General features: G+C 64.1%; 17 protein-coding genes. 3 read left to right on the top strand and 14 right to left on the bottom strand.

Annotated elements, in window-relative coordinates; all coding sequences use genetic code 11:
• Window positions 1-118: 118 nt before the first annotated feature.
• On the bottom strand, window positions 119-1,003 hold the full coding sequence (locus CIT26_RS34040; protein WP_167391639.1) for a DMT family transporter: 885 nt from the start codon (window positions 1,001-1,003) through the stop codon (window positions 119-121).
• Window positions 1,004-1,361: 358 nt separating this feature from the next.
• Here CIT26_RS34040 and CIT26_RS38125 point away from each other — a divergent pair, with 358 nt between their 5' ends.
• From CIT26_RS38125 to CIT26_RS34030, 3 genes are all read left to right on the top strand, one after another.
• On the top strand, window positions 1,362-1,697 hold the full coding sequence (locus CIT26_RS38125; RefSeq protein WP_342587052.1) for a MerR family transcriptional regulator: 336 nt from the start codon (window positions 1,362-1,364) through the stop codon (window positions 1,695-1,697).
• Window positions 1,615-2,451: a P-loop NTPase family protein gene (locus CIT26_RS34035; protein WP_245319665.1), complete on the top strand. Its 837-nt coding sequence runs from the start codon at window positions 1,615-1,617 to the stop codon at window positions 2,449-2,451. Before CIT26_RS38125 ends, CIT26_RS34035 begins: the two co-directional genes overlap by 83 nt.
• 79 nt (window positions 2,452-2,530) lie before the next feature.
• A complete protein-coding gene (locus CIT26_RS34030; protein WP_095496645.1) occupies window positions 2,531-3,037 on the top strand; it encodes an OsmC family protein in 507 nt (168 codons plus the stop codon).
• Between the two features lie 18 nt (window positions 3,038-3,055).
• On the opposite strand, the gene CIT26_RS34025 is transcribed toward CIT26_RS34030, so the two are convergent.
• The 13 genes from CIT26_RS34025 to rpsF form a co-directional block, all read right to left on the bottom strand.
• Entirely contained in the window at window positions 3,056-3,262 is a 207-nt protein-coding gene (locus CIT26_RS34025) for a hypothetical protein (RefSeq protein ID WP_095496644.1), read from the bottom strand.
• A gap of 131 nt (window positions 3,263-3,393) precedes the next feature.
• The gene (locus CIT26_RS34020) at window positions 3,394-4,023 is read right to left on the bottom strand and encodes a hypothetical protein (RefSeq protein WP_095496643.1); all 630 of its coding nucleotides are present in this window, start codon (window positions 4,021-4,023) and stop codon (window positions 3,394-3,396) included.
• A gap of 81 nt (window positions 4,024-4,104) precedes the next feature.
• The gene (locus tag CIT26_RS34015) at window positions 4,105-4,851 is read right to left on the bottom strand and encodes an SDR family NAD(P)-dependent oxidoreductase (protein WP_095496642.1); all 747 of its coding nucleotides are present in this window, start codon (window positions 4,849-4,851) and stop codon (window positions 4,105-4,107) included.
• A 106-nt stretch (window positions 4,852-4,957) separates the two neighbouring features.
• On the bottom strand, window positions 4,958-6,427 hold the full coding sequence (purF, locus tag CIT26_RS34010) for an amidophosphoribosyltransferase (RefSeq protein WP_095496641.1): 1,470 nt from the start codon (window positions 6,425-6,427) through the stop codon (window positions 4,958-4,960).
• Window positions 6,428-6,504: 77 nt separating this feature from the next.
• Window positions 6,505-7,173 (bottom strand): CvpA family protein, encoded by a 669-nt coding sequence (locus CIT26_RS34005; RefSeq protein ID WP_095496640.1) that lies wholly within the window; start codon window positions 7,171-7,173, stop codon window positions 6,505-6,507.
• A 27-nt stretch (window positions 7,174-7,200) separates the two neighbouring features.
• The gene (gene radA, locus CIT26_RS34000) at window positions 7,201-8,604 is read right to left on the bottom strand and encodes a DNA repair protein RadA (protein WP_023800715.1); all 1,404 of its coding nucleotides are present in this window, start codon (window positions 8,602-8,604) and stop codon (window positions 7,201-7,203) included.
• A 155-nt stretch (window positions 8,605-8,759) separates the two neighbouring features.
• Window positions 8,760-10,250, bottom strand: coding sequence for a replicative DNA helicase (locus tag CIT26_RS33995; RefSeq protein ID WP_065009846.1), 1,491 nt, complete (start codon window positions 10,248-10,250; stop codon window positions 8,760-8,762).
• Between the two features lie 206 nt (window positions 10,251-10,456).
• On the bottom strand, window positions 10,457-11,425 hold the full coding sequence (locus CIT26_RS33990; protein WP_095496639.1) for a small ribosomal subunit Rsm22 family protein: 969 nt from the start codon (window positions 11,423-11,425) through the stop codon (window positions 10,457-10,459).
• A 3-nt stretch (window positions 11,426-11,428) separates the two neighbouring features.
• Entirely contained in the window at window positions 11,429-11,752 is a 324-nt protein-coding gene (locus CIT26_RS33985) for a YnfA family protein (protein ID WP_095496638.1), read from the bottom strand.
• An 84-nt stretch (window positions 11,753-11,836) separates the two neighbouring features.
• Complete coding sequence (locus tag CIT26_RS33980; RefSeq protein WP_095496797.1) at window positions 11,837-13,126, bottom strand: cyclopropane fatty acid synthase; 1,290 nt, start codon at window positions 13,124-13,126, stop codon at window positions 11,837-11,839.
• Between the two features lie 277 nt (window positions 13,127-13,403).
• Window positions 13,404-13,988 carry a 50S ribosomal protein L9 gene (gene rplI / locus CIT26_RS33975; RefSeq protein ID WP_095496637.1) on the bottom strand — a complete coding sequence of 195 codons (585 nt, stop codon included), beginning with the start codon at window positions 13,986-13,988 and terminating at the stop codon, window positions 13,404-13,406.
• A 211-nt stretch (window positions 13,989-14,199) separates the two neighbouring features.
• Window positions 14,200-14,448: a 30S ribosomal protein S18 gene (rpsR, locus tag CIT26_RS33970; protein WP_006203718.1), complete on the bottom strand. Its 249-nt coding sequence runs from the start codon at window positions 14,446-14,448 to the stop codon at window positions 14,200-14,202.
• A complete protein-coding gene (gene rpsF, locus CIT26_RS33965; RefSeq protein WP_029354402.1) occupies window positions 14,448-14,942 on the bottom strand; it encodes a 30S ribosomal protein S6 in 495 nt (164 codons plus the stop codon). The genes rpsR and rpsF overlap by 1 nt, the downstream gene beginning before the upstream one ends.
• Window positions 14,943-14,979: the final 37 nt, after the last annotated feature.

Genomic DNA, 14,979 nt, shown 5'->3' with positions numbered 1-14,979 from the left:
CTAGGTTAGACGGGCCGAGGGGTTTGGGGGGGACTTGGGGTGACCCGTCGAACCCAACAATGCCTGAACCCGATGATGGTTCCATGACTTTGCAAATTTATTTCAGGGGCAGATTTTCTCAGGCAGAGCGCTGCCTGGCTGCTTGCCAGTCGCGTCCGGCATGGGCGAACACCGCGCAGAGCACGATGGCGCCGCCGATCATGCTGGCGGCCGGCGGTATTTCGGCCAGGAACAGGAAGGCGAACAGGATCGCGAACGGCACTTCAGCGGAGCCCAGCAGGCCGGATTCGGCCGCCGGAATGAGCCTCGCGCCCTCCGTCCACAGAATAGAGGCCAGCGCGAACGACATGCCGAAGGCGACGAGCAGCACTGCGTCTCTGGCCGAGACCGCCAATGGATCGGTGACGAACCAGCCGAGCACGAACAAAAGAAACGCCGATACCGCTCCGGCCCACACCACAGGCGTGGCGCGGAAGGCGCGCACCATGATCATGTACAGCGCGCTGCCGATTGTCATCAGCAGCGCCAGCCCGTCGCCGATCACATGGCCGGTGCCGAAGCCGGACCAGACCATGATCGCCACACCGCCGAGCGACACAGCGGCAGCGACGAGCGTCTGCAGGCGGAAGCGCTCACTAACCAGCACGAAGGCAAGCAGCGCGGTGACAAAGGGTGCTGTGGCGTAGATGATCGCGACATTGGCGACGAAGGTGAACTTGAACGCCGATATGAAGGCAATGCTGGCCAGCGCGCCCTCGACCGCCAGCAGCCAGCCGCGCCAGCCGAGGCGCAGGCTTTCACGCCTGCCGGAGCGGCGGCGCCGCCAAAGCACATAGAGGGCGATCAGGATCGAGCCGACGAAGCCGCGCCAGCAGGTGATGGTCAGCGGGTCGGCATGGATCGACTTGGTCAACACGCCGGTGAGGCCGAACACCGCCGCCGACGCCGAAACCAGGATGATGCCAAGGGTGTGCTCGGCGGCGGTGTCGGGGGTGGCTGGCATGCTTAGGGATTCCGTCATGTCACCAGACTATGCTGCCTTGTCCTGACACCGCACTGTCAGCAGGGTTGCCGCATCCTACAGCCACTTGCGGAAATATTCGTTGCCGAATGATCAGGAGGCCGGCCGTGACGATCAGGGCCCCAGCTTACGCTACACGGACAGAACCCTGCGCGGCGCTGCGCCAGCGGCGAGCTTGCGTTGGGGCAGGGCTGGCAGTTCGGTATCCCGTCCGGCCGATGCGGCTGAACAGGGCTTAGCTGCGCAAGTTTCGCACGGCTCCTGCGGAGCACACCGCGAACATCCCTGTTGACTCGGCCCTTGGGTCAGCCCCGATAGAAAGGCGGTCAACAGCAACGAGGTGATTCGTGAGCTCTTCCGCCCAGTTCCTGAGTGCTTGCGAAGCCGCCGGCCGGTCGGTGTGTCGGCCAAAGCCCTGCGGCTCTACGAGCAGCGTGGCCTGATCGCTCCGATCCGCACCGCGGCCGGATGGCGGGCCTACGGTCCTGTCGAGATGAGCCGCGCCGCCGAGATCGCGGCCCTGCGCGCTTGGCTTCAGCCTCGCCCAAGTGGCGCGGGTGTTGAAGGGCGACTCCCGCGGCATGGAGCCGGCCTTGGCCGCGCACCAGGCAGTACTCGAAGGCCGGCTGCGCCAGCTTGTCGGCATAATAGAGAAGATCGGCAGCCTACGGGATGACCTCGCTCGAGGCGAAGCGCCAACCGCCGGGGAACTCGCGCGCCTGATGGCGCCAGAGGCTATGCTCAGCGTCGCTTTCGACCTTCCCTGGCCTTGGGGCGGCGAGCGGTTTGAACTGGGACATATCCGACCGCTGAACTACATCATCGGTCCGCTGGGCAGTGGCAAGACCCGGCTGGCGCAGCGCCTGGCCGAGACATTGCCCGACGCCGCCTTCCTTGGCTTGGACCGACTGGCGAATGGCTGTGCGGCGGCTCTGGCTCGCGTTGACGCCGACCCAGCTCTCAGGTCGCAGGTTGATCAGACGCTGGCCTGGCTCGTTGAGGACGGCGCCGCGGTGTCCGACGCACTGATCGCTCTACTCGCCGGATTGGAAGTCGAAGGTTCAGCCATCCTGGTCGTCGACATGATCGAACGGGGACTGGATCAGGCTTCGCAAGAAGCCCTGATCGCCCATTTGCGTCGCCGCGGCCCCGGTGGTCGACCGCTTTTTCTGCTCACGCGCCCCTGCGCGATACTCGACCTGGCGGCCGTCGGCACCGACGAAGCGATCATCCTCTGCCCCGCCAATCACAGCCCGCCAACATACGTCGCCCGGTACCCCGGCACTCCCGGCTACGAGGCCGTCGCCACCTGCCTGGCCTCACCCGAGGTGCGGGCGCGGACGGAGGGCGTCATCGCGTGGCGGCCCGGGTCGCATGAAAGGGCACCAGGTCTAACGACGCGGCAATGTCTGGACAGCTTGTCAGTCTGATCCAAATGTCGTGAAATCGAGGCCGGTTCTATTCGAGTATCCTGACGAGCGATAAAGCCGACTGCGGAAAGGGTTGCACATGGACGCCACCGGACTGAAGGCCATGCAGGCGCCGCTCAAGGAGGCCTATCGCGATGACGCATCGCGCGCGCTGATCACGCTTCGGGCCAAGGGCTCGATCGACGACCAGTCGATCGCCTGCAAGGTCGAGACCGGCAGGGCGCTCGCCGTTGCCGGGCTGCATCCGGCGACCGGCGGTTCCGGGCTCGAACTGTGCTCGGGCGATATGCTGCTGGAGGCGCTGGTCGCTTGCGCCGGCGTGACGCTGAAGGCGGTGGCGACGGCGCTGGAGTTCAAGCTCGGCGCCGCCACTGTGGAGGCCGAAGGCGATCTCGATTTTCGCGGCACCTTGGGTGTGGCAAAAGATGCGCCGGTCGGCTTTCGCGCCATCCGGCTGACATTCGGCCTCGACAGCGACGAGCCACAGGAGCGCATCGACGCGCTGCTCAAGCTGACCGAACGCTACTGCGTGGTGTTTCAGACCATCAATACCAGGCCGGAACTGACGGTCAGCGCTCAGCGCTGAATGCGCGCGCTGCCAGTTTTATTCAGTTTCGCCCTCGTCGGCGAAGGGCGAGGCGCTCGGCACGCACTGCACCGACCAGCCGGCCGGCGTTGGCTGCTTCTGATATTCGGTGACGGCGGAGGTGCACTGTTCGCGGGTGTCGAACGTGCTGGGCAGCACCACCATGCCGCCTTGCGGGCCGGCAATCACCAGATACCAGACCAACGCTACGCTCGGAGCCGCCATGGGATTTCCTCGTTTGTTGTGGGAGTCGGGCGATCCTATCAACTCCGGGCAATCGACGAAAGCGCGGCCGGGCGCGGTGGTTCGCCACGGCATCACAGCCCGCGTGAATGTCCTACGTCTGTTGGAACGGCTCAGTTTACGGCAAAGCAGTAGAACAGGCCGTCGCCGCCGGTGCTCCTCAGCGCCTCCTGGCTACAGCCGCCGCGTGAAGCGTGCGAGGAATTCCACGATTTGGCGGCGGCCGAATCGTCGAGACCAGTGCGGTCGTGATGGCCCGTCATTGCAGCACCTTCTGCTCCACTGAGCGTCCAGTCGCCGCAGGTCTGGTCGGCGATCTTCGTGCCGTCGGGCTTGGAGCCGGTCAGCACGTCGTGGCGGTTGGGCTTGTCACCGCGGCCGTTGATCATTTCGCCCTTTTCGTCGAGCGCCGTCTGCTTGGTGATGGCGTTGGCATCACTATGCAGCGAAGCGACATCGTCGGCGATTTTGACGCCCTTGGCGTTGAACCATGGTCCCTTGCCGATGCGATCGCGCGCATCGGTGTCGCTGGTCGAGAGATAGGCGCGCCATGTCTTGCCCGTGATGCCAGCGGCTTCAGCCAGCGAGGCGCAATGCGCGTCGGCGCCTGCGAGGCCGCCGAGATCAGCACCCTTGCCCAAGCCGACACTGGTGACGAAGAAGCTCATCGTCGCATTCTGTGAGAATGCGACGCCGACGGCTGCTAGCGATGCAGCGGCGGTGACGACAAGCAGTCTGCGCATGGTGGTCCTCCGTTTGGGAACATTTGGCATTCCAATAACGTCGGTGGCGGCGCAATTCTTCCGTCAAAATGCGCGATGCGTCTACTCCGGCTGCCGGTAGGCAACAAAGCGGTTGTGCTTGGCCTGGAAGATCAGCCCGGTTTCCCTAAGCGCAGGGCTGGCCAGCGGCACGATGCGTTTGGCGATCTCCTGGGGATGCGGCAGCGTTTCCGGATCCTCGCCGGGCACCGCCTGCGCCCGCATGGCGGTGCGGGTGGCGCCGGGGTCGGCGGCATTGACCCTGAGGGCCAAGTTTTCCGTCTCATGCGCCCAGGAACGCATCATCGTCTCAACCGCCGCCTTCGACGCCGCATAGGGCGCCCAGAAGGCCCGCGCCGAATGGGCGGCGTTGGAGGAAAGCACGATGGCGCGGCCGGCATCGGAGAGCCTGAGCAACGGATCGACCGAGCGGATCAGCCGCCATGTCGAGGTGACGTTGATGGTCATCACCTTCTCGAAGGTCTTGGCCTCGACATGGCCGATCGGCGAGATGACGCCGAGCACCGCCGCATTGGCGACCAGGATGTCGAGCTTGCCCCAGCGCTCGTGGATGGCGCCGCCCAGCCGGTCGATGCCGGCCATGTCGGCAAGGTCGAGCGGCACAAGTGTAGCTTGTCCGCCGGCCGCCTTGATCTGGTCGTCGAGTTCCTCCAGTCCGCCGACGGTGCGGGCAACCGCGACGACATGCGCTCCGGCAGCGGCAAGTTCCAAGGCGATGAAGTAGCCGATGCCGCGCGAGGCACCGGTGACGACCGCGACGCGGCCGGAAAGGTCGAGGGCAGGGGTCACCAGGCAGCTCCGAAGGTACTATGATGTCCGGCAGGACAGAGGGGCCGCGATACAGCAATCGCGACGAAATTTGCAACCGGCGAAATTCGCGGGGTTGCAGCAAGGCCTACGACCCTCCTGCCGCCAGCAACGACAGCGTACGCACATTGTCCGAACCTTCGAAGTCGGCGAGCCGGGTCGGATATTGCCCGGTGAAGCAGGCGTCGCAGAATTGCGGCTGCTCGTTATCGCGGCCAGCCTCGCCGACGGCGCGATAGAGCCCGTCGATCGACAGGAATCCGAGCGAATCGACGCGGATGAACTCAGCCATCTCTTCGACCGACATGCGCGACGCGAGCAGCTTCGACTTCTCCGGCGTGTCGACGCCATAGAAGCAGGAAGCGCGTGTCGGCGGCGAGGCGATGCGCATGTGCACTTCCTTGGCGCCGGCATCGCGCACCATCTGCACGATCTTCTGGCTGGTGGTGCCGCGCACGATCGAATCGTCGACCAGCACCACGCGCTTGCCTTCGATCATGCGGCGGTTGGCGTTGTGCTTGAGCTTGACACCCATGTGGCGGATCGAATCGCCAGGCTGGATGAAGGTACGGCCGACATAGTGATTGCGGATGATGCCGAGCTCGAACGGGATGCCCGCGGCTTGCGAAAAGCCGATCGCCGCCGGAGTGCCGCTGTCCGGCACCGGCACGACGATGTCGGCCTCGACCGGGCTTTCGAGCGCCAACTCGGCGCCGATGCGCTTGCGAACTTCGTAGACGTTGCGGCCTTCGACCGACGAATCCGGACGCGCGAAATAAACATATTCGAAGATGCAGAAGCGGGTCTTCTGCGGCTCGAACGGAAACAGGCTCTCGATGCCCTTAGCTGTGACGACGACCATCTCGCCGGGCTTCAGGTCGCGCACGAAACGCGCGCCGATGATGTCGAGCGCGCAGGTTTCGGAAGCCAGGATCCAGGCGCCGTCGAGATCGCCGAGCACCAGCGGCCGGATGCCGAGCGGATCGCGGCAGCCGATCATCTTCTTCGAAGTCATCGCCACCAGCGAGAAGGCGCCTTCGACCTGGCGCACCGCATCGATGAAGCGTGAGTTGAGATCGCGTTCCCTGCTGGTGGCGACCAGATGCAGCAGCGTCTCGGTGTCGGAGGTCGATGAGAAGATCGCGCCCTGTTTCTGAAGCGCGCGCTGCACGGTCATGGCGTTGGTGAGGTTGCCGTTGTGGGCGACGGCGAAGCCGCCATCGGCGAGCTCGGCGAAAAACGGCTGGATGTTGCGCTGGCCGGCACCGCCTGTGGTGGCGTAGCGCGTGTGGCCGATGGCGCGGTTGCCTTGCAGGCTGTCGATGACGCGCTGTTTGGTGAACGTATCGCCGATCAGGCCGACATGATGTTCGACATGGAACTGGGTGCCGTCATAGGAAACGATACCCGCCGCTTCCTGGCCGCGATGCTGCAACGCATGCAGGCCGAGAGTGACGATAGCCGCAGCGTCCTGCCGGCCAAAAATACCGAACACACCGCATTCGTCATGGAAATGATCGTCAGCTTCGGCGGAAAGCACGTCGTCTGCGTCTGGCATCTTCAGCTCCGCTAAAGTCGCTATATAGTGTAAGGACTGCTCGAGAGCAACGTAGAGTCTGCCGCTTCACATGATCGTCAGTTTGCCGGCGCCGGATTGGCCGGTGCATTGTCGGCCGGTGGCGCGTCGGTCGCGCTCCCGTCGAGCGCCGGAGCATCGTCGCCGGCTGCCGGTGCGTCCGCCGCCGGCGCGTCGGCCGCCGGAGGCGTTTCGGCTCCGGTCTCGGGTGCCGGCTGATTCGGATTGAGCCTGTTGAGGATCGCGTTCTCCGGATCCTCGGGCAGCAGGCTTTCGAGCTTGGCGCCGATCGATTCGAGCAGCGGCCGCGACTTGGCGTTGGCGACCCAGCCCGGAGCCTTGGGGCCGGCCAGCCAGTTGAAGAACAGCAGGGCCACCGCGACGACCAGGATGCCGCGCGCCGCGCCATAGAGGAAACCGAGCGTGCGGTCGAGCGCGCCGACCCTGGAATCGATGATCCAGTCGGCGAGTCTCATGGTGATGACGGAGACGACGATCAGCGCGACGATGAAGACGATGCCGGCGGCCACCACCATGGCAATCTTCTCATTGTCGACATAGGGCTGAACGTAAGGCAGGACCGGTTGGTAGAAGAAGAACGCCGCAGCCGCCGCCGCTATCCAGGAGACGACGGAGAGGATCTCGCGCGAAAAGCCGCGAACCATGGCGAGCATCGCCGAGACCAAGGTGAAGCCGACGAGAATTCCGTCAAGCAGCGTAATCGGCATGTCTTTCGCCCCACTTCATGAGCCGCGTCACTCTTGCTCGTCGGCGCGGCTGCGCCGTGAGCCGGCTATGCGCGCCACGAGATCGGCAAGCTCGGTGGGCTGGAAAGCGCCGGCCCCTATCCCGCCGGCAAGTTCCTCGCTGCCCAAGGGCAGAACCGCGCTTCCAAAACCCAGCTTTTCGGCTTCCTTCAGGCGCTGCTGCGCGTGCGCAACCGGCCTCACGGCGCCCGAAAGGCTGATTTCGCCGAAATAGACGCAATCGGCGGGAAGGGCAAGACCGGTGAGCGAGGAAACCAGTGCGGCCGCCACCGCCAGATCGGCAGCCGGCTCCGAGATACGGTAGCCGCCGGCGACGTTGAGATAGACGTCATGCGTGCCGAAGCGGACCCCGCAATGGGCTTCGAGAACGGCGAGGATCATCGACAGCCGGGCGCCGTCCCAACCGACGACGGCGCGGCGCGGCGTGCCCAGCGACGACGGCGCCACCAGCGCCTGGATCTCGACCAGCACCGGTCGAGTGCCTTCCATGCCGGCGAAAACCGCGGCGCCCGGCGCTTTCGCATGGCGTTCGCCGAGAAAAAGCTCGGACGGATTGGCGACCTCGCGCAGGCCCATATCAGACATTTCGAAGACGCCGATCTCGTCGGTCGGTCCGAAGCGGTTCTTGACCGTGCGCAGGATGCGGTAGTGGTGGCCGCCTTCGCCCTCGAAATAGAGCACTGCGTCGACCATATGCTCGACGACGCGCGGCCCGGCGATCTGGCCTTCCTTGGTGACGTGGCCGACGAGCACGATCGCCGCGCCTGTGGATTTCGCATAGCGGATCATCGCCTGGGCGGCGGCACGCACCTGGGTGACGGTGCCGGGCGCCGAATCGGCCATGTCGGTCCACAAGGTCTGGATCGAATCCAGGATCACCAGGTCCGGCCGCTTGCCGTCGGCGATGGTGGCGAGGATGTCCTCGACATTGGTTTCGGCGGCAAGCTCCACCGGAGTATCGGCGACGCCGAGCCGCTGCGCACGCAGCCTGATCTGGGCAACCGCCTCTTCGCCCGAGACGTAGACGATGCGGTGGCCCTTGGACGCAAGTGCTGCGGCAGCCTGGGTCAACAGCGTCGACTTGCCGATGCCGGGATCGCCGCCGACCAGAAGGGCCGAGCCGCGCACGAAACCACCGCCGGTGGCGCGGTCGAGTTCGCCGATGCCGGAGACGATGCGCGGCGCATCCTCGATATCGCCGGACAAAGTCGTGAGCACCACGGCGCGGCCCTTGCGCGCATTGCGGGTGTTGGCCGGACCCGAGCCGATGCCGCCGGACGTGCCTTCCTCAACCAGCGTGTTCCACTCGCCGCAGGCATCGCATTTGCCGGCCCAGCGCTGATGCACTGAACCGCAATTCTGGCAGATGAACTGGACGCGGGATTTAGCCAAAGTCTTACCTTCCGGCTCTCTGGCAAGCGTCGTGATCCTTCGCGCCCCCCTCTGTCCTGCCGGACATCTCCCCCACTTGGGGGGTCCGGCAGGACAGAGGGGGGCGCCGTAGAGCGCTGCTATCCCGCATCTTGGGTGCGACAGCGGACAAGAGGCTACTCAAACCTCTCTGCAATATGATGCTCTTCGGCGAGGTCGGAGAAGCGGGTGAACTCGCCCTGGAAGGCGAGGCTGACCGAGCCGGTCGGTCCGTGGCGCTGCTTGGCGACGATGACCTCGGCCTTGCCGCGCATCTCGTTCATCTCGTTTTCCCATTTGATGTATTCGTCGGTGCCGGGCTTCGGCTCGCGGTTCTTCAAATAGTATTCCTCGCGGTAGACGAACATCACCACGTCGGCGTCCTGTTCGATCGAACCGGATTCGCGCAGATCCGACAGCTGCGGGCGCTTGTCGTCGCGGCTTTCGACCTGACGCGACAGCTGCGACAGCGCGATGATCGGCACGGCAAGCTCCTTGGCCAGCGCCTTCAGGCCGGTGGTGATCTCGGTGATCTCCTGCACGCGGTTCTGTGAGGATTTGGCGCTCGAACCCTGCATCAGCTGGATATAGTCGATGACGATGACGTCGAGGCCGCGCTGGCGCTTTAAACGACGCGCGCGGGCAGACAACTGAGCAATAGAAATGCCGCCGGTCTGGTCGATGAACAGCGGGATCTTCTGCATCGTCTGCGAGCAGGCGACCAGCTTTTCGAAATCCATCTCGCTGATCTCGCCGCGGCGGATTTTCGACGACGGGATTTCGGTCTGCTCGGAAATGATGCGGGTGGCGAGCTGTTCCGACGACATTTCAAGCGAGAAGAAGCCGACGACGCCGCCATTGGCCGCCTTGAACGAGCCGTCGGCCTGTTGCGCCGGCACATAGGCCTCGGCGATGTTGAAGGCCATGTTGGTGGCAAGCGAGGTCTTGCCCATGCCGGGGCGGCCGGCGATGATGATCAGATCGGACGGCTGCAGGCCGCCCATGCGGCGGTCGAGATCGCGCAGGCCCGTGGCGACGCCCGACAGGTGCCCGTCGCGCATATAGGCGGCGTTGGCCATGTCGACGGCGGTTTTAACCGCGTCGGTGAAACTCTCGAAGCCGCCATCATAGCGGCCGGTTTCGGCCAGTTCGAACAGGCGCCGCTCGGCATCCTCGATCTGCTCGGACGGCGACATGTCGACCGGTGCATCGTACGCGATGTTGACCATGTCTTCGCCGACGGTGATCAGCGCGCGTCGCGTGGCGAGATCATAGATGGCGCGGCCGTAGTCGGCAGCGTTGACGACGGTGACCGCCTCGACGGCCAGCCGTACGACATATTGCGCAACCGTCATGTCGCCGACCTTCTCGTCGGCCGGCAGGAAGGTCTTCAGCGTGATCGGTGTCGCTATCTTGCCCATACGAATGAGTTCGGCGGCGACCTCGAAGATTTTTCTGTGCAGCGGCTCGTAAAAATGGCCGGATTTCAGGAAATCCGAGACGCGGTAGAAGGCGTCGTTGTTGACGAGGATGGCGCCTAGGAGCGCCTGCTCGGCTTCGATGTTGTTCGGTGCCTCGCGATAGAGCGGTGTTTCCGCCACGCCGAATTTTCGTGCTGCCTCTGCCATGATGTCCCCGATTTCGATCCCGGTCTCTCGATATCAGAACGGGATAAATCGGTGATGACTTATCTGCATCAGTCCCCATCCAATCAGCTTTGGTGCCCGCGATTCACAGCCAAGATCTTTCGGTGGAAAGAATCTTGATTGACTCGAATCAAGATGGCGAGCCTAGCCGTTCTCGGGCGAGAACAAAACAGGAAAATAGCTGCCAATCACTCCGGCAGCGCGTCGCCCCAGCCCAGCCGCCGGGCGACCTTGAACACATCGCCGTCGCGCTTGGTGAACAGTTTCTCGTCGGCACTGCCGTCCTTTTCGCAAAGTTTCAGCAGGACCTTGCCGGAGCCCGATTTCGGCGGTGCGATCACACGCGCCTGCGGTGGGGCGGCAGTTTGGCGGGAGGCGGCGACGTAGATGAATTTCTCGTCCTCCCATGGCACGTCGGCGTCTTTGGCCAGCCGGTGCAGGCGCGAACGCGCGACGCGCTGCGAAAAATGGCACCAGTCGGGCGGCACGAGCGGGCAGGGCGCCTCATGCGGGCAAGGCGCAAGCACATGCGCGCCCGCCTCGAACAGTTGCCGGCGCACGGAAAGAATGCGCTGCCATCCGGCCGGCGTGCCCGGCTCGACGACCAGCAGCGTGTCGTCGGTCAGGTGCCAGAGCCGGTCGATGAGTTTTGGCAGCGACGCCGGTCCGATCTCGTCCAGCACATAGGCGCAGGTGACCAGCTCGGCCGGCTTGAGATCGGCAAGGTCGATGGTGACATCGCCGGCCAGCCAGGCGATCCTGGCCGTCATCGCCTCAGTGGCAAGCGCCTCGCCGACCCGGCGCACCGCGGCGCTCGCCTCGATCAGCACCGCCTGCTCGAGGTCGGGCCAGAGATCGACCACAGCCCAAAGCACGGTACCAGGACCGGCGCCGACATCGAGCAGGGTTTTGGGCGCATAATCAGGCCTTGCCTCGCTGACCGCATCGAGGCTGGCATGGACGGCGGCATAGGTCGCCGGCAGCCGCGTCGCCAGATAGGCCTTGACCGCCATCTCCTCGGCCATGTGCAGGCGCCCGTCGCGCCGTTCGGCGCGGTAGCGGTCCGACAGCGTTTTTGCCGCTTGCTTCAGCGTCGGCAGCGGCACTTTTTCGAGGAGGCGCTCGACGCCCTGTCGAAGCGGGATAGGCAGTTCCATAGCTCAGGCACCCCGAGGTGCGAGCAGGATGACCGAGGCGCCAACGATGCAGAGCGCCGAACCGGCGAGGTCCCAACGGTCGGGGCGTACGCCTTCCACCAGCCACAGCCATCCGAGCGAGGCGGCGATGTAAATGCCGCCATAGGCAGCATAGGCGCGGCCCGCCGCGCTGATGTCTACCAGCGCCAGCAGGAAGCCGAACGAAGCGAGCGAGACCAGGCCCGGCGCCAGCCACAACGGTGACTTTTCGAGCCGCCACCACGCCCAGATCGAAAAGCAGCCGGCGATCTCGGCAAGGGCAGCAACGATGTAGATGAGATAGGTCATGAAAAAAGGTCTCGCGGCGGCGACGAGACCTTTTCATTGTGGGGGCCGGCAATGGCAAGAGGCAATAGCGTGATCGCCGGCAGTCTATTCCATATCCGCCACCTTGCGGCGTCGCGCGGGCTTGGCGGCAGGGGCTTTCGGGCGACGCCCCATGTCGCGCATCTCCAGCGCCTTCTCGCATTTGGCCATATAGTCGCGAGACATCGGCAGCGTGTCGTTCTTCTTGGCAATTTGGATTTGGAAGACGACCAGATCCTGCCAGCGGAAGGCAGCTTCCGAGGCTCCCAGGTAGAACTCCCACATGCGGCAGAAACGCTCGTCATAGATCGCCTTGGCCTTGTCGCGATTGGCGGCGAAGCGCTCGCTCCAATGCCTCAGCGTATCGGCATAATGCAGCCGCAGGATTTCGATGTCGGTGACGATGAGGCCCGACTTTTCGATCGCCGGCATTACTTCCGATAGCGAGGGGATGTAGCCGCCCGGAAAGATGTATTTGCGGATGAAGGCGCTGGTTGCCCACGGCGCGCCGGAGCGGCCGATCGTGTGCAGCAGCATGACGCCGTCCGGCTTCAAGAGCGTCGCCGATTTGTCGAAGAAAGTGCGGTAGTGGTTGACGCCGACATGCTCGAACATGCCGACCGAGACGATGCGGTCGAAGCGCTCGTTGAGCTCGCGGTAATCCCTCACTTCGAAATGCACGCGGTTTTCCAGGCCCTGCGCATGGGCGCGGTCGGTGGCGACGCCATGCTGCTCGGTCGACAACGTCACACCTTGCACGTCGACGTCGAAGGACTTGGCGAGATAGAGGCCGAGCCCGCCCCAGCCGGAGCCGATGTCGAGCACCGTCTGGCCGGCCTTCAGCCTGAGCTTGGCGGCGATGTGGCGCTTCTTGGCGGCCTGGGCCTCATCGAGCGTCATGTCCGGCTGCTCGAAATAGGCGCAGGAATACTGCATGTCCTCGTCGAGGAAGAGCCGGTAGAGGTCGCCCGACAGATCATAGTGGCGCTGCACGTTACGGCGCGCGCGGGCCGCCGTGTTGATCTGCTGCAGGCGGCGGAAGGCGTGGCGCAGGCCCTCGATCGCCTTCGACCAGGTGGCGTCAATGCCGCCGCTGCCCATGTTCTGGAAGGCGATGCGCATCACCCCCAGCACGCCGCCCTCGAGTATGTCGAGTTCACCGTCCATATAGGCTTCCGGCACCGCCAGCATCGGATCGAAGGTGATGGCGCGCTCGGCATGCGCCGTCTTGATGTGCATGTGCACCAGATCGCCGCTGCCGTCGCCGAAGATCACCGAGAGGCCTTTCGGTCCGGTGACTTTGAGATTGCCGGTGCGCACCAGGCGGTCGAGAATGCGTTTCAGCAGAATATTCATGACCAATGTCCCCTCTCGGTCAGACACGCTGTTGTGGCGCATGACGCCGAAAATCGAAATCGATTTTCGGAAAGGATCATGCGCCAAACCAAAGTTCTACAGCATCCTTTCCGCGTCCAAATGACGCGCGGCGCTGTAGTCTGCCTCAACATATAGGGGTTCGAAAAGTTCCTTTTGGCACAAAAATGCCCAGGCGAGGGGCCTGGGCATTGGTCCAGAAATGACTGGAAGCCGACGAAACGTTTTAAAGGCCGCTCTGACGCCTTGTGACGTGCAATCAGCCGTTGTCTTCGCCGCCTTCGAACTCGGCATTGGGGTCGAAGAAGTTGTCCGGGCGCGCATTGTCGTTGATGTCTTCGCCATAGATGGCTTCGGCGGTGGTCAGCGTCTCGCCCTTGGCCTGGCGCTCGGCTTCATCGGCCGTGCGGGCGATGTTTAGCGTGATGGTGACCTCGACTTCCGGATGCAGCGCGATCGCCACATTGGTAAGGCCGATGGTCTTGATCGGCTGGTTGAGCAGGATCTGGTTGCGGTTGACCGAGAAACCTTCCGCCGTCAGCAACTCGGCGATGTCGCGGGTCGACACCGAGCCGTAGAGCTGGCCGGTTTCGCCGGCCGAACGCACGGCGATGAAGCTCTTGCCGTCGAGCTTTTCCGAAATCTGCATGGCCTCGGACTTGCGCTCGAGGTTGCGGGCTTCGAGCTGGGCGCGCTGGCCTTCGAATTTCTTCTTGTTGGCTTCGTTGGCGCGCAGCGCCTTGCCCTGCGGCAGCAGGAAGTTGCGGGCGAATCCATCCTTGACCTTGACGGTATCGCCCATCTGACCGAGGCGGGAAACGCGCTCGAGAAGAATGACGTCCATGGTTTTGTTCCTTCGTTTGGGCGCCAAATCGCTGGCATCGACGCCGAATTGTCTGGAACAGGTCAGGAAAGCTGAGGGCGTCGCCGCCTATGTCGCTGTCCTGCCTGTCGCGGCAGTTAGAGGTCTTCACCTCAACCCGGGATTTGATGGCAACCCTGCGGCGCCCGTCGCCGTGGGAAAAGCGGGCGGCGAACCGCCCGCTGAAAGAATGCTAGCGAACCACGTAGGGCAGCAGGCCGAGGAAGCGGGCGCGTTTGATCGCCTTGGCGAGCTCGCGCTGCTTCTTCTGGCTGACGGCGGTGATGCGCGACGGCACGATCTTGCCGCGCTCGGAAATGTAGCGCTGCAGAAGACGTACGTCCTTGTAGTCGATCTTGGGCGCGTTGGCGCCGGAGAACGGGCAGGTCTTGCGGCGGCGGTGGAACGGGCGCCGGGTCGGGATCTGGTTGATGTCGACCATTATTCTGCACCCCCTTCAACACCTTCGCGCGGACGGCGCGGACCACGGTCTGCACCGGCGTCGCCACCGAAGCTGCGCGGCGGGCGATCGCCACGGTCGCCGCGATCGCGGTCGCCGAACGAGCGCGGACCGCGGTCACGGTCGCCGAAGCCGCCGCGTTCCGAGCGCTCTTCGCGCTTCTGCATCATCGCCGACGGGCCTTCCTCATGCGCATCGACCTTGATGGTGAGGAAACGCAGCACATCCTCGGACAGGCCCATCTGGCGCTCCATCTCGTTGAGTGCGGCCGGCGGGCAGGTGATGTCCATCAGCGTGTAGTATGCCTTCCGGTTCTTGTTGACCCGGTAGGTGAGGGACTTCAGTCCCCAGTTCTCGACCCGGCCGACGGACCCGCCATTCGCGGAGATGACGCCCTTGTACTGTTCGACAAGCGCATCGACCTGCTGCTGCGAGAGGTCCTGCCGGGCAAGAAACACATGTTCGTAAAGAGCCATATTGTTCTATTGCCTTTCTTCGTTTCTCTCCCGGTTC

The organism is Mesorhizobium temperatum (assembly GCF_002284575.1).
Taxonomy (GTDB): domain Bacteria; phylum Pseudomonadota; class Alphaproteobacteria; order Rhizobiales; family Rhizobiaceae; genus Mesorhizobium; species Mesorhizobium temperatum.
The sequence above is the reverse complement of the archived record's forward strand: the minus strand, read 5'-3'. Positions and strand labels throughout refer to the sequence as shown.